Source organism: Paenibacillus sp. FSL F4-0100 (assembly GCF_037993005.1).
Classification (GTDB): Bacteria; Bacillota; Bacilli; order Paenibacillales; family Paenibacillaceae; genus Paenibacillus_AQ.
On record NZ_CP150303.1, the window covers coordinates 6,862,255 to 6,879,703 of the forward strand.

A 17,449-nucleotide genomic window follows, 5' to 3' on the forward strand; every position below is an offset into this window, starting at 1 on the left:
ACTTCATCCTGCCGATATATACTTCTCCTAACGCCTCACGTATAATATGAAGGATTGCAAGGGCAAGGATATAGTTTAGGAGGATATTATGAACATGCATGTTACATCCATCACTCTTGGTCTGATCATCGTACTGAATATCGTGTTCTCCATGTTCGTGGTTTTTAGGGAACGGCGGGATGCCGGCTCCACCTGGGCATGGCTGCTGGTGCTGTCTTTTATCCCGATTTTGGGCTTTGCGCTCTACCTGTTGTTCGCCCAAAATTTAAGAAGAATCCGTCTCTTTCATTGGGATGATCTGCAGAAAACAGGCATCGAGAAGGTATTGCTGTCTCAAATGGAAGGGATGACTAACGGGGAATACCCGTTCAGCAATCAAGCCGCGGCGGATAGCAGCGATTTAATCCATATGCATATCAATGAGAATCAGGCGATCCTTACGGACGACAACAACGTTGAAATTTTCACGGATGGACGCAAGAAATTTGAACGGTTGTTTCAGGATATTGAGGAAGCCAAAGTCTATATACATATTCAATACTACATCATCCGTCGGGACGAGCTGGGCAAGAAGCTGATGTCCCTGTTGACCAAAAAAGCAAAAGAAGGCGTGAAAGTCCGGGTTCTGTACGACGAGCTGGGCTCGCGTCAATTAACCAAGGGCTTCTTCAAAGCATTTCGCGAAGCCGGCGGAGAAGCCGAGGCCTTCTTCCCGTCCAAGCTGCGCTTCATTAATCTGCGCTTGAATTACCGGAATCACCGAAAGCTCGCTATCATTGATGGCGACATCGGGTATGTAGGCGGTTTTAACGTTGGGGATGAGTACCTGGGTCTCAACTCCAGGTTCGGATATTGGCGGGACACCCATCTGCGCATTCAAGGTGAAGCTGTTTATGCGATGCAGGTTCGCTTTATTCTCGACTGGAATCAGGCTTCGCACCATCACGATATTTCTTATGAATCGAATCTGTTTCCCAAGATCGATTCGCCTGGCAATGTCGGGATTCAGATTGTGACCAGCGGTCCGGATTCCAGATATGAACACATCAAGAACGGTTATATCAAAATGATTTCGTCCGCCAAGAAATCGATTCATATTCAGACGCCGTATTTTATCCCCGATGCCAGCCTCCTGGATGCGCTCCGCATTGCGGCGCTGTCCGGCGTTGAGGTTAACCTGATGATTCCCGATAAACCGGACCATCCCTTTGTCTATTGGGCGACCTTATCCTATATCGGGGAAATGCTGAGAACCGGGGCTAACGTGTATCTCTACAATAATGGCTTCATTCATGCCAAGACCATCATCATTGACGAGAAGATTTCTTCCGTCGGCACGGCGAATATCGATGTTCGAAGCTTCAAGCTGAATTTTGAAGTGAACGCGTTCCTGTACGATGAGGATTTATCAAAACAATTGACTCACATCTTTCATCAGGATCTGCAGGTATCCAGCCAGCTTACGATGAAGCAGTATCTGGAGCGATCAAGGTGGATCAAGTTTAAGGAATCCATCTCACGCTTGCTGTCGCCTATTCTGTAAAACAAGCCTTTAGCGCTGCCGCAACATTTAGCAATCCAGAAGAAATGCGGGAGACTCAGACCGTTTATACTAAAGCCAAGGAAAACGAATCCATCATTTTAAAACCTAGGAAGGATGTTGTACGTGGCTAAACTGACACCGTATATTTTCTCTGAGGATGCAAAAGCGCAGGCTGAGTTTTATACCCAAGCATTAGGCGGGGAGATCTTGTCCGTGCAAACCCATGGCGAGATTCCTGGAACCAAGGAAGAGCTTAAAGACAAGGTCATGCATCTTAGTCTGGTAGCAGGAGGAATTCCAATCTTTATGTCGGACTCCATATTCCAAACCCTGGAGCGAGGGAACGGAATTCATCTGAGCCTGTCGTTTGAAAGCGATGCTGAAGCACATGAAGCTTTTGACCGCTTGGCAGAAGGCGGTAAGGTGCTTGATCCGCTGAAGACTCAATTCTGGGGAGCGCTGTTCGGGTTGCTGGAAGACAAGTTCGGCGTATTGTGGCAGGTAACGACCGAAGTCCAAGTCAATTAATAGTAGAAGGCCCTTCAAGTTTCACTTGGAGGGCTTTTTTTTGCGTGATTTATTTGGAGCTCCAACGTTCCACGACTTCCACTGCGGCCAATCGGCTTGTGTCCAAAAAGACCTCAGTCCTTATTCTCCAATTGATCACTCACCTCGTATAGATGCAGCGATAATTCATCACCTTCGGCATTACCTAAAATAGCGCCGTAACGACTGCGCAAATTCATCCAGCACTCGTGAATCACTTTCTCCAAAGCCTTCCCTTTATCGGTTGTATAGATCAATGACATCCTTCCTTCCACCCGATTATAAACCAGCCCTTTAACGGCCAGCTTCTCAACCAGTCGGGTTACGGTAGAAGGCTGAAGATGAAGAATTTCGCCTAATTCCTTCTGCGAGATCCCTTCCTTCTCATATACAGCCATAAGCAAATAAGCATAGGTGGGCGACAATCCGCTTGCGGCAAACTCATCTTCGGCCATCTTGGTGATAACCCGGCTAAGACGATTGGTAGTGAAGTAAAGACATTCCTTGATATACGTATTTAACATAACGGCTACCTCTTTCGCTGAGTTCATCCTGTTGAATCACCATTCATTGTTTGCACATACAAATATAATGGATTTCCAAATAAAAGTAAAGCGGCAGATTCCCCCCATAACCCTGGGAGACCTCTGCCGTCATTTTATTAGGTGTTTGCTTCTTCATGTTGTGATCCGGCAACTGCTTGCTTCAATGCTTCTATTCGACCTGGCTCTGATCCATGTACATGACTTCCCACAGGTGGCCATCCGGATCCTGGAAGCTCCAACCGTACATAAAGCCATGATCCACCGGATCATTGGAAGGCGACCCTCCTGCAGAAAGCGCGGCATTAACGATTTCGTCCACCTGCTCCCGGCTCTCGGCGGATAGTGCCAAAATCACTTCCGTAGTTTTGGCAGCATTCGATAGATCTTTCTTAGTGAACGTCTTGAAATAATCCTCGGTGAGCAGCATGGCAAAGATGTTATCGCCGATGACCAGGCAAGCCGCGTTTTTGTCCGTAAATTCTGCGTTAAATTCAAAACCGATTTTTGAGAAAAAGTCCTTCGTTTTCTCCAAGTTCTTAACAGGTAGGTTCACAAAAATATTGTCGCTTTTCAAAGCCATTCCGAATCACCTCTTCGATTTGATAGATTCATCTTAGCATGAGCTGCAGCACGACATTTCTCTTCATTTGCTATGTTCAATCCAAGCTACGGGAATCCAGCTGGCGAAGCATATTCAGAATCCTCTCGATCCTGTCTTTTTGGGATCCAAATGCTAAACAAAACGCAGCTGCGATTCAGTCGGCTGTAGCTTATAACTCTTACCCGAAAAAAGGATGCCTCCAGGCCGTGTTAAAACTCGCCTGAGAGACATCCCACTTTATTACGAATCCATGTTAGTTAGATAAACCCACTGCCCGCAGCAATCTCATGACGGTTACAACCGTCTGAGCTTTAGTTACATGAGATTGTGGATCCAGCTTGGAGGCGGATACGCCTTGCATAATCTTCTGCTCCACCACGAAAGCGACAGACGACTTCGCATAAGATGAAACCTTGGAGTGGTCTTTAAATTTGTTTAACAATCCTTGGTTGGCTTCATTCTTCTTGCCGGCATAATTCAGCACATTACTCAGCATGACGGCCAATTCCTCACGCGTAATCAAGCTGTTTGGATCAAAGATATCGCCTGAGCGTCCCTTCACTAACCCTGCCGCTTTCGCAGCTGCAATCTCTCTGGCATACCGGGATTTCGGATCTACATCCTTGAAGTTGGCAAAACTGTCGTCAGGCAGAATACCCAGCGCCTTCACCACAATGGATATAATCTCGGCACGGGTAATCTGTTTATTACCGCCGAAAGATCCGTTACTTTCACCAGATACGATCAGCTTGGCAGCAGCCTGCGCCACGTCTTCTCGTGCCCAAGAAGGGATCGCGTCACTAAACCGGATATCTTGCTGAACCAGAGCATAAATACCGCTGCCAGTTTTCTTGATTTCAACAGTTACCGTGCCATCCGCGTTAACTTTAAACAAGGTTGGAACGGATCGAAGCTCCTGGGTACCTGGTGTATAAACCACTCCGGTAGCACGTTTTACATTTATCTTTTTCGCATCGACGGTCATAAATTCGCTGACATGGGTTTTGCCGAAATGCTTCAGTTCGGTCGTTGTCTTATCCTCGTTTATTTGCTCAAGCTTGAACGATAGCGGATTGGCTAGTACCTCTCTTCCCTTAAGCAGTGTCTCCATGCTTGCTGCATCGGCAGCCCCCGGAGAAACAATCGAGACTTTTACAGGACCGGAAACCGTAATCAGCGAAGCCGGAATCCGGTATTCTGTCCCGTTCACGATAATGGAAAGACTTGCCTTGGCTCCTTTTTTCGCAACGGCTGCGATGATTTCTTGCGGAATCTCAACCTCAGCCTGCTTCGCACCTGCACCCGCATGGATCTGGAAGTTGGAGGAATCCGAAAGGTTAATGCTGTTAACAGCTGCAGCCGTAGGTATGGTCACCACAGCTTTATCCCCATGAAGCGTGACGTTTGCCTCTAGCTGATCTTTGGCTTTAGGCGGTTGTGGCGTCGAAGGCGTTGGTGAACCAGAGCCTCCCGATCCTCCTGATCCGCCGGAACCGTCAGATCCACCGGAACCGCTGCTTGAAGTTGTTACGCTAAGCAGATTCGAAGCGCTGGAGACGCGGTTAATCTCATCTCCCGTTCGATCTACCGCAAGCACATGAATCTTGTAGTTCGTCAGAGAGCTAAGGCCATTCACGGTATAACTATTATCTGTAACCGAGCCTGACAAAGCATTATTTACATATACTTCATATCCCGTTGCGCCTGCCACAGCATCCCATTTCACTTGAATGGAGCCTGCGCTGGCACTTACCCTTGAGAGATTCGCCGGAGCTTGGAGTGCTGAAGCATTGACTTTGCCGTCGATCGGCAAGTCGTGAATGAGTTGAGTCGTCAGCGTTTTGTTGCGGTCGCCGCTGATATCCCAGCTCATGACGCCTGCAATATCCAGCGATTTCACGATAGAAGCGGTGTACTTCATGGTGTTCTTATCGTTGTAGGTGATGAACGCTTTATTTTGATCGTTGTACAGGTAAGGCACCTTGGCGGATTCGTTCCAATATCTCTTATAGCCGTTTTTGTTGATGTAGTTATTCTCGAGATCGCTAAAATCGAAAATGGCAGGCTCCCATGTTCCAAAACTAGATCCATCCTTATTGCATGCCTGATATTGACCAAGTGAACCACAACCATCCCAGCCCTTGCCGTAGTAAGGAACGCCCACGATCAACTTATGTGTCGGCACTCCGCCATTCAAATGGCCTAACAAACCGCCAAGCACATGATTTCTTGGAGCGGATGAAGTTGGAAGAGCTTTATCATAAAATAATGGTGCATTATGATGACCAAATGAATCAGATTTACCGCTGTAATCATAGGTCATAATATTGACAAAATCGAGATACTGCACAGAGTTAGTAAAGTCTGCGTTTACGGTAAAATTGTCTCCCTGCCCTGAAGCAATCGTCAGCAAATAATATTTCCCGTCCTCTGAACCGGCTGCATCCAACGCCTCGCGAACGGTTTTCATTAACAATGTGAAGTTTTCTTTATCCTCCGGTGCTCTGGAATTCGACTCTTCCCCGTCTTCGACCGGGTACTCCCAATCGATATCCAAACCATCAAACTTGTAGTCTCGGAGGAATTTTACAGCAGAGTTAGCAAAAGTACGGCGTGTTTCTTCCGTCATGGCTACATTAGAAAAATTATCAGACCAGGACCAGCCGCCTACTGAAACCATAAGCTTCAATTGAGGGTTCGATGCCTTGACGGATTCGAAAGCTGCGAAATTCTGAAAATCAAATGTCGGATCTCCAATCACAATTTCTCCGTCATGGACGTATCGATCCTGTGCAGGAATATTAGGATCTTCGCAGGCTCTCGGCCCGCTCCCGTATTTTTTCCAACATATATCGGCGAAGGCATAGTTAATGTGAGTGATCTGTGATACATCCAAGTCACCAGGATGAAAATTACGTCCTTCGGTACTAGCTGACCAAGATGTGTAGTACGTAATATTGTTATAATTGCTGCCAGCCACTACCGACACTGCTTCGCTTTCAGGCGAAGTCCATAGGCCGTTATGGCCCACTACCTTATACGAATAGGTCTTTCCTTCTTCCAGTCCAGCAGCTACATACCGACTCCCGCTACTCGAACCAACCTTTACTCCATCCTGATAAATATCATAGCTTGTGGCCCCAGGCACCGGTGCCCAGCCCAGTGAAACCGTAGATCGTGTAGCCGTCACTACCTGTAACCCTTGAGGTTGAGCCAGTTTCCCCCACTTAAGGGTAACGGCATTACTATTGGCGGATGCTTCCAAAGCTCCATTTACGCTTCTCTGCGCGCCTACTTTAAAAGTATAAGTCTCTCCTGCTTCCAAAGGTCCATAAGTAGCCGTGGTAACGGAGTTTTCCCAAGTGCCGCCTTTCCATGCTCCATTAATATAAATGTCATAAGCTTCGGCTCCAGGACTCGAACCCCAACTCAGCGTAACCGTATCTTCCGTTACATCGTCAATTTTAAGATGGCTTGGAGGAGTCAACGGTGCATCTTTATATTCAGCTTCGTCTTTGGTTGTGGTGAATTCCAATACATTGCTTTTGTGTTCTTTTTTCACGTCGCCGTCCCACGTAATATAGATTCTGTAGGTTGTTTCAGGTGTCAATCCGGTCACGGCACGCGTCCAATAATTGCCCCATGCCAGCCACTTGCCTGAATCCGCGTCCCACACCTGTATATTGTTTTCACCTTCGACGGGTTTGAAATCCCATTGAAATATCGCCATATTATGAGAGACACTTTCAATACGAAGATTCTGCGGTGCCAGCGGATCCTGGGCTTCATTGGTCTGGGCTTTATACGTTGAGTTCGTTACTGTCGCGGGCTCTAGGACGGAGTTAACTGTGGAAATGTCAGTAGAAATGTCTGTAGGAGGAGCACTTTCTGCTGCATAGGATGCAGGCGCATTAAAGAGTGGCGTAAAAATAAGAATAAGGGCCAAAAAGCATATCACCCGTTTCGGGTGCTTTTTCGTTATAAATGATGTCACCGTTTTCACCTCTGTTGATTAAATTTCGATTGCAAATGATACAGCATTTCAATGAATGTCTGTCCCTCGGTGTCATCGAGTGTTTCTTTGATGACTTGCCTATTTTCGCATATCGCTCAAATCCAACTTGTATTGAAAGCGGTTACTAATTTTCCCAGCTCAATTATGTAGAGTTCAGTCCCCCCCTCTCTCTACTCATGATTGAATCACTGTCCGTACACTCTACTACAGCCTCCTTTCTTGAATTCAAAGGTGTTCAATAAATATTCATATATTTGTATCATGGAACCTACACCATCGATTGAGAAGGGATACATTTCCATAAACATGGGGTAAATTCTTGTAATTTTATTTTCTGTTAATAAATTCAACATGGATCGAATCTACCGGTGAAAGCAACACGCATAATGCCTTCAAATAAATATCTCTATTACGTTGGAATTAATAAATTCTGATATACTATTGTTAATTGAGGTACTGTGTTGTACGATGTATATGCGGAAGGCAGGTGTGAAAGACGGAACAAATATGACGTATATATGGAAAACAACCAGTTAACAAGGGTATTTCGAGAAAAACAATTCATTTAGGGGGTTAACATACATGTGAAAAAAGAGGAATTTACTGCTTGTTAGGACAGAATCGCGTTGGTAAACCATACAATATTAATAGAGAAGAGGAATGCCTTATGAAAATACTTAATCAAATTACATCTGCAAGTCTGGCCCTTTTAATAACTGGAAGTGCCCTGCTATACACATCGCCAACCTCAATTGTAAAAGCAAAGCCCACTCAAAATGTATCTAGTTCGTTACAAACAAGCACTCAACGAGATCATAATTCCGTCAAGCAAGCCATGCGGGATACATTGCAACTTGGATTCCCGGGGATACTTGCTAAAACTTTTGAGGGTGGAAAAACGTGGGGTTATGCGGCTGGGGTAGCGAATCTGAGCACCAAGAAACCAATGGACACAGATTTTCGCTTTCGCATTGGCAGCGTGACGAAGACGTTCACTGCAACGGTTGTACTTCAATTAGCTGGAGAGAACCGCTTGAATTTAGACGACTCCATTGAAAAATGGCTGCCTGGTGTCATTCAAGGAAACGGATATAATGGTAAACAGATTACCATCCGGCAGATATTGAACCATACAAGTGGTATCGCTGAATACTCAAGGTCAAAAGACGTTGATTTTATGGATACAAAAAAATCGTATTCGGCTGAAGAAATAGTGAAGATGGGGATTTCTTTGCCCCCAGACTTTGCCCCAGGAAAGGGCTGGTCTTATTCAAACACAGGATACGTATTACTAGGTATTCTTATTGAAAAAGTAACCGGAAACAGCTACGCGGAAGAGATTGAAAATCGGATTATTGAACCGCTTGAATTGTCGGATACATTCCTACCTGGCAATTCAAGCGTTATTCCAGGCACCAAGCATGCTCGGGGATATTCCCAACCAGACGAAACAAGTGAGATAAAAGACGTTACTTACTATAACCCAAGTGCAGGAAGCTCGGCTGGAGATATGATTTCTACTGCTGATGACTTAAATAAATTCTTCTCTTCCTTGCTCGGCGGCAAATTACTGAAGGAACAGCAACTAAAACAAATGCTTACTACAGTTCCTACAGGAAGAGCAGGAATCGATGGATATGGTCTTGGAATCTTTGAAACTAAGCTGCCAAACGGTGTCTCGATATGGGGACACACCGGTGGCATTCTAGGGTTTTCCACTATTGCTGGAGGTACACTTGGAGGCAAGCATACGTTGGTCGTCAGTTTGAACAGCTTGGGTAGAGATAACAGTCCTAATCCTTTTAAAAATATTTTACTTGCTGAATTTAGCAAGTAGGCAAAAAGGAAAAACGTAGCAAGCGATTCCCTCTATTACGTTGAATAAAAAAATCCTGAAGTACTATTGATATTTGATGTACTGTGTTGTACGATGTATCCGCAGGAGGTACAATATCATGAATGTGGAAGATTGGAAATCACAAATCAAGAGAGGAACACTCGAATTTTGTATTCTATTGCTAATAAAGCAGCGACCCTATTATGGGTATGAAATCATAAGTAAGTTAGAACAGCATCCTATTGTTGCTGCAAAAGAAAATACAATTTATCCTCTGCTTAGAAGATTATTGAAAGAAGAATATGTATCTTCATCTTGGCAAGAAAGTACAGAGGGTTTGCCACCGAGAAAATATTATTCCATTACAGAAAAAGGAAACGAGTACTTAAACGCTATGTCCTTAGAATGGGATAATTTATTAATTGCTATAGCAGAAATTAAAGGAGTGTGAAATTTTGGATAAAATTACGAATGACTATCTTGAAAAGATTGAAAAGTATTTGAAATCCATGTCCGATTCCGAGCGTATGGACATTGTCAAAGAAATCAAAAGTGTAATGCTTGAATTGCAAAATAATGGTCTATCTTCTGAACAAATCATCGAGCGGCTAGGAAACCCAAAAGAATTAGCGAAAGCATACTTAGGTGAAGCCATTTCAAAGAACAGTAAATTTAGTTGGCGTAAATTCGGTGCTATATTTGCATTTTGTAGCAGCTTTGCAGGCATCAGCGGTATGTTTCTTCTGCCTCTTCTCAGTACTCTTTCCATTGCTTTAATGATTAGTGGAGTTATTACACCAATAGGCGGAATTATTAAATTTGTTGGGCATCTTATGGGATATGATATTGCCGGAATAACAATCGAAATGGGAGCATATACACCAAGCCCAATGCTGTTCTTACCCATTTCTATTGTGATTGGTGTGTTGATGTTTTGGCTCGGGAAAGTATTATGGAAACTTACAATTAAATACATACAGGCCATTAGTCAGAAAAAGAAAACATTGTATTAATAAAAAAGAACGGGACCCGGCGGTCATTCATAGACCAACCGCACCCCGTTTTTACTATGATGGAAAAAGAGCCCTTCAAGAGCTCTTTTTCTTTTATTTATGCAATGATATCAAACCGATTCATCGAATCGAACTTAAATGCTCATGCTTTAATTTCCATAAGCCATCGGCATCGCGAACGAACACATTCGTTGCTCTCCCGCTTCCGGCCGTATATGTCCCCTGATGATAACCCTCAAAGTGATAGGTATAAATACATACCGCCGAATGAGCATCACTCGCTATCCACTCTATATCCTCCGCCCGGTATACCTCATCCCGAATAACATTCCAGGCATGTTCGAAATATGCCCGGATCTCATCCAACGTATGACAGCTCCGATCCGAAAACCAATAGACCGCTTCTCCGTCGAGCAACCGGGCTACATTGTCAAAATTATGCGTATTCGTAGCCGCTATGTATGCCTCAAGTGCCTTATGATATGACATCGTTCCACACCTCCCATCCCTCAAATAGGCATATAAGTTAATAAACAAAGTATAGTACAATTTTGTTCAATGACGGATCTTTCCTGGTTAACTTTCATATATCTGTGTTTATGTTAATGTCCTTAACATTTTGTTTGAAAATTTGCCTTTCCTTCCAAGACTGCATTCAAGAATTTCTTTGACTTTTTCAATCGCTTCTGGATCTCTTCAATTTCTTTGATTTTTTGTTCAACCATTTTTGTCTTTGCCTCGTATGATAAATTAAGTTGTTGATTTACTAGCAAACTTAATTCTTCTATAGAAAAGTCTACGGATAAAAGTGCCTTCACATCATCTAGAAAATCAACAACCTCTTCAGAATAAACACGATAATTATTAACATCTCTTTTAACATAACTGTCTGGAATTAGGTTTTTACGTTCATAGAATCTTAATGTTGATATGGGCAGACCCGTTAATTTTGAAACATCGTTTATTTTCATAATAGGACCTCTTAATTTCTTGCTATAAACCTAGGTTCATAGTTCATAATACGAAATATGATAACGAACGACATACACAATGTCAAAAAAATCTAATGTTATCAAGAGGAGAGGTTCTATGTTTAACCATATTCAAAACAATGATTTCGCCAATATCGTTATGGGCCGACGTTCTGTCCGTAATTATGATGAGAATTTTAAAATATCGAAGGAAGAGATAAGCGAAATGATTTCGGAAGCCAGTCTGGCTCCATCCTCTGCAAATATGCAGCCTTGGCGTGTAATTGTGGTCGATACTCCAGAAGGAAAAGAAAAGCTAAGACCTCTTGTGCGTTTCAATACATTACAAAATGATACTTCATCAGCCATGTTATTAATTTTTGGTGACACCCAAAGCTATTTATATGCTGAAGAAATTTACAATACAGCCGTGGAACAAGGAAAAATGCCAGCTGAAGTACGAGATCGTCAACTCGAAACCATTCTATCCATGTTTCCGACCCTATCAAGAGAAATGAAAGTTGAAATCGCAAAAGTCGATAGCAGCCTCTTTGCAATGCAGTTCATGTTAGTAGCTCGTGCACATGGGTACGATACGAATCCAATGGCAGGCTTTGAAGTTGATCAGTTAGCAAAAGCATTTGATTTAGATGAAGAACGCTATGCTCCAGTCATGATGATTTCAATAGGAAAAGCCAAAGAGGATGGGCATGAGTCTGTTCGATTAGGTTCTGACAAGATTACATTTTGGAGGTAACCATTATCCGTAATCGATTCACCATTCTTTCTTCAAAATTACAAACTCAAACTGCAAGTTTATATAGAAGCTTACTGTTAAAGGATCAATAATCGAAAACTCTAAAGCTTGTTAAGCTAACGAAAAACTCAATCAAAAAGAAAAAGGGAGCCGGTCATTGTGATCGGCTCCCTTGGTTTCACATAAACTAATATTTCATTCCATGAATTATATTTTGTTTTTATAAATGATTTTGTCCACATCATGTCTAACGGTTTTATGACCTTGTTGTATTCCTTTCCCAATGGCTATCAGCATCACATCTTCATACCTATCAGAAATCTGTAAGGCCGACTTTAACTGGTCGGAATCATACCCGGACATGGTAATCGTATGAAGACCTGCCTCGTTCGCCAGTAAAACTAACGACATAGACGCCAGGCTTGCGTCTCTTACTAATTCGAGTTTTAAATCTTCTTTGGATTTATTTAGATAATACTGGATTGCCGCGTTGGCTAAATAGTCTCTTAATGATGCGTCAAAATACCCCTTTTGGAATCCATCTTCATGAATATTGATAATATTTTCTTTTTCAAATGCTTGATAATCGCCTAGTACAACGATTAGTACGGATGCTTCTATTACCTGTTGCTGGTGAAAGGCAATGGGGAGTAACATGTTCTTTAAATCCGGTTCGTCGATAACCAGGTACCGTGTTGCTTGAATATTGTTTCCGTTGGGCGATTTACTGGCTCCTTCAATCAAAGCCGCCAACGTTTCCGATTCCACTTTATAATGGGGATCATAATGCCTGACAGAACGTCTTTGTTCTAATATCTCTCTCACACTCATTGTGCTCACTCCAAATGTTTTATTTACTCCATATTCCAATTATAATGGACCGTAAAGTGGCAGAAAATAACGCACAATAAAGTGGGTTAGCCACCTTTATGTGCCTATTCAGGAGGAATACATAATGAACAGTCTCAATACGGGAATCAATATTTTTATGAATACGGTAGGAGGAAAGTGGAAATGTTTAATCCTCTTTTTCCTGAGTCAAAAACCAAGGAGAACAAAGGAGTTCTATCAGCTCATGCCGACCATAACGCAGAAAGTCTTAACCGATCAATTAAAGCAGCTGGAAAAAGATGAGCTTGTCCGAAGAGAAGTATTTAAAGAAGTACCGCCTAAGGTAGAATACAGTTTAACTGAGCTGGGCCAATCCTTCGTCCCTGTATTAAATACAATGTGTGAATGGGGCAACACCTATGCAATCGCACAAAACCTCGAAAGAGAAGAACAAATCTGTAGCCAGCATAAATAGGTGGTGCATAAGAGGCGCGAAAAAAAACGAGCAGACGAATGATCGTCTGCTCGTTATCTATTTGTTAAACTCCTTCATCCGTCTCACTCTCCGGAGCCTGCTCTTGCTCTTCCGAAAGCGCGCTTTCGTCGGACAGCTCATAGGAGACGCCATCCACTACGACCTTCTCGACTAGGGACACGTCAAGCGGTTGATCCAGCTTCAGGGTGACCTGACTCGCGTAAGTCTGGTTTTCCTGAGTGTCACCAGCACCTTCAGTAGACGGAACGTCTTCGTCCTTGACTGTATTAGACGAACCTTCCCCTTCTGTTGTCCCGGTATTCGGCCCCACTTGATTCCCGCTTGAGTCAGGCTCTGTCCCTGATGGGTCGGTATCCGCTTCGCCCGTTGTGTCATCGGCGCAAACCCGCGATAATTCAGGGCTAGCGGCCTCAAACAGCGTGCTTGCGTCTTTGCCTACAACCTGTAGCTTATCCACACTGAACTCCCGGCAAGCCGCCAGCTGTTTAAAATGGAAAGTCAGTTCGGTCTTGCCCTCCTGCTCGCCTTCTTCCACCACCATCGCCGTCAATAACGGCTTTTCAGGGACGATATCGGAAGAAGCCGGAGGTGCGGTAACCGGGGGCGTGATGACCGGATTCGGATCAGCATTTCCGTCCGCAGGTCCTTTGCCATTTTGGATCATCATGAAGGCAGCACCAGCAATAACGATCACCACAAGCAAGGAAGAAGTGATTTTTACGAACCGCGAATGCTGGCGAAACCATCGCACCAACGGTGAAGCCAATTCGGCCCTGACCTTCGTATACACCGGTTTGAGGATGGGCGCAGGCGAATTGAAATACGTTTTCGCATAATCCTTATTCTTGAAGGCTTCACGGTCATAGGTTTTGAAATAATGAACGATAGCGGCGGCATAAGCCGGAACTAGTCCCCGCGGTCTTACAAATACCGGCTGCTCGGCAGACCACTTAATATACTGGTATACCACTTCTGGACTCTGACCGTATCTGTGCAAATATTCAAGCAAGCCCCGGTAGTCTACGGCACTGGAACGAATCTCCGTGCAGAAGGCCAAGGTAATGCTATCAAATCTGGATGGCACCACATGGTTCTGCAGCCACTTACGCATGATTTGTTGGGTTCGTTCCCGCTCCTCGGCTGACAGATCTGCCAGCACCTCCGCTTGAACCTCTTCATGGCTGGACCACTGGTAAAGGGCGAGCATGACTTCCGCCTTGGACCGAATCCGGGAGTCAAAACGCTCTACCCAACCCTTGAACTCCTTCGGCATTTGCAGAAACCCGATATCCAGCAGCTGTTTCTGGCTTAATTGCTCGGGCTCCAACTCACGCAAAAGAAAGAGATTTGCCGCATAAATCAAACGGTCTGCAAATGCAGTTCCGCCTTGGTAACGACCCATTCCCTTCTGAGGATGGTGCTCCAGCGAATCCAATTGATCCAGCACGGCGTTGACCGCTCTCACCGGGTCCGGATCTTGCTTAAGCTTATCGACAAGCTGGGCTTCCGCTAACCTGATATAATTCTCCTGCTCCAGCAGGAGAGGGTGATTCCGAACCCACAAGCCGATCAGATCTACCAAATCCGTAGGCGACGCTGCTTGCTGCATGCGCGTTTTCATATATGGATCGAACATCAACGCCGGCAGCCCCGGACTGGTCAACACCCTGGCATAGAAGGCTCGGCTTAAGGCCGGGCTGCCCTCCAGCAAGTCGTAAATCGCCTCGGTCACATCCTGGCGTTGCTTCGATAAGGCATTATTTAATGAGCGGATAAAATATTCCACAATCAGATCCTGATGCTGCCGGGGATTGATGCCGTGATAATCCTTAACGAATCCGGCAATCGCTGCATCCGGAACCTGTCCGCCTTTGATAAGCTCGAATTCCTGGGCAAACAGGGCGTGGAACAGCTGATCCAACCGTCCCTTAGAATCCAGGGCGCCTGTCGGCTTCAAATAAAGCAGCAAAGCACGCAGCACAGTATGTTTATGCTCATGGTACAAGCCCTCTTGGCCTTCTTCAATCTGGAACAGCACACATAAATCGTCGTAGCTATCCAGCAAGATCCCAAGACCCGGCTCCATATCCGCAAGCATCTGCTCGGCGAAGGCAAAAAAGCGCCCTAAGCGATCGGGGTCCAATAGCGTCTCCCATGCAAAATCAAGATAAGGCTGCTCGGACCATTTCAGATCGACATTAATGACCCTGCCGGCAGCGAGCTCAAACAAATAGTCCTTCTCAATGCTCCGGTCGCCTAGGCGCAGGCTGCCCTTCTCTACGAACATGAGGTGAAGTCCCTTCTTGCTCTGCGGCTCTTTGGCATAGGTTACGAACCCAAGCACCCGGCGCAGCGCATAGGGCAATCGGCCAAACAACACAAAGAGCAGCTGCTCCGCCTTCGCGGACAACTGTTCCACCGGGACATCCAGAACGATATATACCTTTTTCTTCCCTGCAGCCGCGGATATGCATGCATAGAGCAGCTGCTTGAATATCTTCTCGTCGATCCCAAGCTCCTGCAATAAGGCTGGCGTCTCCTTGGATGAGATGGCGGCTTGAGAGTCCGCCTGAACCGGAATGGCAGGAAGCTGCGGAAGATCTACGCCTTCTTCGATATCGTAATGATCGGCAAAGGAGGCCTGGAGCCAAGTTTGATAAGCGGAATGCTCATCTTCAAGAAAACCGTCGGGAATGACATAATGATGCGTAAAAAAGGCACTGCGAAGCCCCGTAAAGTCCGCAGGCTGAAACACGCTTCGCCCTAGCACCGTGTCCCCTGTTTCCGTATGGAACAGATGAAGGGCAGCCGGATAAGCCGCCGCTTCCCTCTCGCTGCGTGCTGTCAGCTCGGCAGGAGCTTCGTATTGGCAAAAGGGATGCAGTACCTTTTTGATAAAGGAAGCCTCCAATCCGGACGAACGAGCCACCGTATCAAAGCCTTCGGCTGAACGGAATATGCCCCGGCGCTCCCGCGTGTACATTTGCTGCTGTATGGTTCGGGATGGGAAATCCGGCACTAGTCTTCCCTCCCCTGAATATACTTCAGCTTGTACAGAAGCCAGATGAACGGCTCATCGACCCGAATCGGGCTGACAACGCTTTGCAGCTTCTGATCGACAGGGTTGCTGCCTAGAGCCGACACGGCAAAATACGCTGTATTGGAAAAGTATACATCCATCGTTCCCTTGAACGGACGGTCGACCTTCTCGATAAAACGGCGGATCTCGCCGTCAATATTTTCAAATTCGGTCAAATTCATAAACTTGCGGTGCACCACATTGTTAAAGATGTTGCTGTTCAGCTTCACGTATTCGCCATCCTCATCCTTAAGCGCATGAAGCATGTCGCTCTTGGTTAAGACGACGGCTGTCGGAATATCCGTCTTGCCCTTGTCCTCATAAGCGATGAAATCGCCGAACATCGTCAGCACGACATCCCGCGGCTCATCATACTGGGACACCCATTCACCGGGCTGGTCACCGAATTTCAGACGAATTTTCTCCCGAATGGAGCGGATTTGGAGCGGATCCACCATAAACAGAATACCCGCGGAATTCTTGATATGCTGTCCGTGAAGTCCCAAGTAATCCTCGTCCACCATGCCCTCACCCGCTACGTCAAAAAATACGAGGGTTAACGGCGGCTTGGACTCATCCTTGAACACGAATTGGAAAATGAAAGGCTCCTGCATCTTCTCCTTCTGCGTGGACGCCAGCAAATCTCCGCGCTCAAATAACGGCTCCTCATAGCCCGTACGGAACTTACGGCTGATCTCGGCATTCAGCGGCATGCAAGCTGCATCGAAATGATCCGCCGTCGTATGCTGCAGCGTATGAATGAGCGAAGTCATATAGACCGACTTGCCCACTTGCGAAGCACCGATAATCGAGATAATGTTGCTCGGCACCTTTCCTGCGGTCACCGGAAGCTCATTATGGCATTTCGGGCATAACCGTCTGCGCGTAACGACACCGTAACGGTCATTCAATCCAACCAGCACGTGATCGGAATAAATGTGATGCTCCTCCGGTATGTCGCTCGGCCGGATAATCGCTTCAATATCATAAACGGAATCCAGCCCAAAGCGTTCCCGGTACCGATTCAGCTCATCATCTTCCCCAAGCGCATAGTCCTCGTCATCCTCTCGATCGTGGGCAGCCCGGAAGACAACCTCCTTCGGAGCAAACTTACTGAAACAGTAAGGGCACACAATATCATAGAACAGCGGCTTTGGCTCCGGCTCCGGTTTTTTCTTGAATATATCAAAAATGCCCATCCTTTGTACCTCCCTC

Annotated in this window: 15 protein-coding genes; 7 read left to right on the forward strand and 8 right to left on the reverse strand. The window is 45.5% G+C overall.

Annotation, left to right across the window (positions count from 1 at the left end; genetic code table 11):
• The first annotated feature begins 94 nt into the window (after nt 1–94).
• Nucleotides 95–1,543 carry a cardiolipin synthase gene (gene cls, locus MHH48_RS31195; RefSeq protein ID WP_076325459.1) on the forward strand — a complete coding sequence of 483 codons (1,449 nt, stop codon included), beginning with the start codon at nt 95–97 and terminating at the stop codon, nt 1,541–1,543.
• Nucleotides 1,544–1,666: 123 nt separating this feature from the next.
• Nucleotides 1,667–2,071 (forward strand): VOC family protein, encoded by a 405-nt coding sequence (locus MHH48_RS31200; RefSeq protein WP_076325301.1) that lies wholly within the window; start codon nt 1,667–1,669, stop codon nt 2,069–2,071.
• Between the two features lie 113 nt (nt 2,072–2,184).
• Here MHH48_RS31200 and MHH48_RS31205 read toward each other — a convergent pair whose 3' ends face one another.
• The 3 genes from MHH48_RS31205 to MHH48_RS31215 all read right to left on the reverse strand — a co-directional run bounded on the left by MHH48_RS31205 (nt 2,185) and on the right by MHH48_RS31215 (nt 7,181).
• Nucleotides 2,185–2,613 carry a MarR family transcriptional regulator gene (locus tag MHH48_RS31205; RefSeq protein WP_076325300.1) on the reverse strand — a complete coding sequence of 143 codons (429 nt, stop codon included), beginning with the start codon at nt 2,611–2,613 and terminating at the stop codon, nt 2,185–2,187.
• Nucleotides 2,614–2,803: 190 nt separating this feature from the next.
• Nucleotides 2,804–3,214 carry a VOC family protein gene (locus tag MHH48_RS31210; RefSeq protein WP_076325299.1) on the reverse strand — a complete coding sequence of 137 codons (411 nt, stop codon included), beginning with the start codon at nt 3,212–3,214 and terminating at the stop codon, nt 2,804–2,806.
• Nucleotides 3,215–3,488: 274 nt separating this feature from the next.
• On the reverse strand, nt 3,489–7,181 hold the full coding sequence (locus MHH48_RS31215) for a glycosyl hydrolase family 18 protein (protein WP_256720760.1): 3,693 nt from the start codon (nt 7,179–7,181) through the stop codon (nt 3,489–3,491).
• A gap of 736 nt (nt 7,182–7,917) precedes the next feature.
• On the opposite strand from MHH48_RS31215, the gene MHH48_RS31220 reads away from it, so the two are divergent.
• The 3 genes from MHH48_RS31220 to MHH48_RS31230 all read left to right on the forward strand — a co-directional run bounded on the left by MHH48_RS31220 (nt 7,918) and on the right by MHH48_RS31230 (nt 10,100).
• Nucleotides 7,918–9,087: a serine hydrolase domain-containing protein gene (locus MHH48_RS31220; RefSeq protein WP_076325298.1), complete on the forward strand. Its 1,170-nt coding sequence runs from the start codon at nt 7,918–7,920 to the stop codon at nt 9,085–9,087.
• A gap of 118 nt (nt 9,088–9,205) precedes the next feature.
• Nucleotides 9,206–9,538, forward strand: coding sequence for a PadR family transcriptional regulator (locus MHH48_RS31225; RefSeq protein ID WP_076325297.1), 333 nt, complete (start codon nt 9,206–9,208; stop codon nt 9,536–9,538).
• 4 nt (nt 9,539–9,542) lie between these two features.
• Entirely contained in the window at nt 9,543–10,100 is a 558-nt protein-coding gene (locus MHH48_RS31230) for a DUF1700 domain-containing protein (protein WP_076325296.1), read from the forward strand.
• 120 nt (nt 10,101–10,220) lie between these two features.
• Here the strand turns inward: MHH48_RS31230 and MHH48_RS31235 are convergent, their stop codons facing one another.
• Both MHH48_RS31235 and MHH48_RS31240 read right to left on the reverse strand, forming a co-directional pair.
• Nucleotides 10,221–10,589 carry a nuclear transport factor 2 family protein gene (locus tag MHH48_RS31235; RefSeq protein WP_076325295.1) on the reverse strand — a complete coding sequence of 123 codons (369 nt, stop codon included), beginning with the start codon at nt 10,587–10,589 and terminating at the stop codon, nt 10,221–10,223.
• Between the two features lie 122 nt (nt 10,590–10,711).
• On the reverse strand, nt 10,712–11,071 hold the full coding sequence (locus MHH48_RS31240; protein WP_076325294.1) for a MerR family transcriptional regulator: 360 nt from the start codon (nt 11,069–11,071) through the stop codon (nt 10,712–10,714).
• A 118-nt stretch (nt 11,072–11,189) separates the two neighbouring features.
• On the opposite strand from MHH48_RS31240, the gene MHH48_RS31245 reads away from it, so the two are divergent.
• A complete protein-coding gene (locus tag MHH48_RS31245) occupies nt 11,190–11,828 on the forward strand; it encodes a nitroreductase family protein (protein ID WP_076325293.1) in 639 nt (212 codons plus the stop codon).
• Between the two features lie 207 nt (nt 11,829–12,035).
• Here MHH48_RS31245 and MHH48_RS31250 read toward each other — a convergent pair whose 3' ends face one another.
• The gene (locus tag MHH48_RS31250; RefSeq protein ID WP_076325292.1) at nt 12,036–12,659 is read right to left on the reverse strand and encodes a nitroreductase family protein; all 624 of its coding nucleotides are present in this window, start codon (nt 12,657–12,659) and stop codon (nt 12,036–12,038) included.
• A gap of 124 nt (nt 12,660–12,783) precedes the next feature.
• Here MHH48_RS31250 and MHH48_RS31255 point away from each other — a divergent pair, with 124 nt between their 5' ends.
• Nucleotides 12,784–13,134: a winged helix-turn-helix transcriptional regulator gene (locus MHH48_RS31255; RefSeq protein WP_076325291.1), complete on the forward strand. Its 351-nt coding sequence runs from the start codon at nt 12,784–12,786 to the stop codon at nt 13,132–13,134.
• Nucleotides 13,135–13,198: 64 nt separating this feature from the next.
• Here MHH48_RS31255 and MHH48_RS31260 read toward each other — a convergent pair whose 3' ends face one another.
• Nucleotides 13,199–16,174 (reverse strand): hypothetical protein, encoded by a 2,976-nt coding sequence (locus MHH48_RS31260; RefSeq protein ID WP_076325290.1) that lies wholly within the window; start codon nt 16,172–16,174, stop codon nt 13,199–13,201.
• Complete coding sequence (locus MHH48_RS31265; protein ID WP_076325289.1) at nt 16,174–17,433, reverse strand: hypothetical protein; 1,260 nt, start codon at nt 17,431–17,433, stop codon at nt 16,174–16,176. The genes MHH48_RS31260 and MHH48_RS31265 overlap by 1 nt, the downstream gene beginning before the upstream one ends.
• Nucleotides 17,434–17,449 lie beyond the last annotated feature (16 nt).

Bases quoted from the DNA above. Each gene is read 5' to 3' on its own strand.
- MHH48_RS31210 (WP_076325299.1), bottom strand. From the start codon at position 3,214: ATGGCTTTGAAAAGCGACAATATTTTTGTGAACCTACCTGTTAAGAAC.
- MHH48_RS31250 (WP_076325292.1), bottom strand. From the start codon at position 12,659: ATGAGTGTGAGAGAGATATTAGAACAAAGACGTTCTGTCAGGCATTAT.
- MHH48_RS31235 (WP_076325295.1), bottom strand. From the start codon at position 10,589: ATGTCATATCATAAGGCACTTGAGGCATACATAGCGGCTACGAATACG.
- MHH48_RS31240 (WP_076325294.1), bottom strand. From the start codon at position 11,071: ATGAAAATAAACGATGTTTCAAAATTAACGGGTCTGCCCATATCAACA.
- MHH48_RS31255 (WP_076325291.1), top strand. From the start codon at position 12,784: ATGAACAGTCTCAATACGGGAATCAATATTTTTATGAATACGGTAGGA.
- cls (WP_076325459.1), top strand. From the start codon at position 95: ATGCATGTTACATCCATCACTCTTGGTCTGATCATCGTACTGAATATC.
- MHH48_RS31245 (WP_076325293.1), top strand. From the start codon at position 11,190: ATGTTTAACCATATTCAAAACAATGATTTCGCCAATATCGTTATGGGC.
- MHH48_RS31265 (WP_076325289.1), bottom strand. From the start codon at position 17,433: ATGGGCATTTTTGATATATTCAAGAAAAAACCGGAGCCGGAGCCAAAG.
- MHH48_RS31225 (WP_076325297.1), top strand. From the start codon at position 9,206: ATGAATGTGGAAGATTGGAAATCACAAATCAAGAGAGGAACACTCGAA.
- MHH48_RS31205 (WP_076325300.1), bottom strand. From the start codon at position 2,613: ATGTTAAATACGTATATCAAGGAATGTCTTTACTTCACTACCAATCGT.
- MHH48_RS31220 (WP_076325298.1), top strand. From the start codon at position 7,918: ATGAAAATACTTAATCAAATTACATCTGCAAGTCTGGCCCTTTTAATA.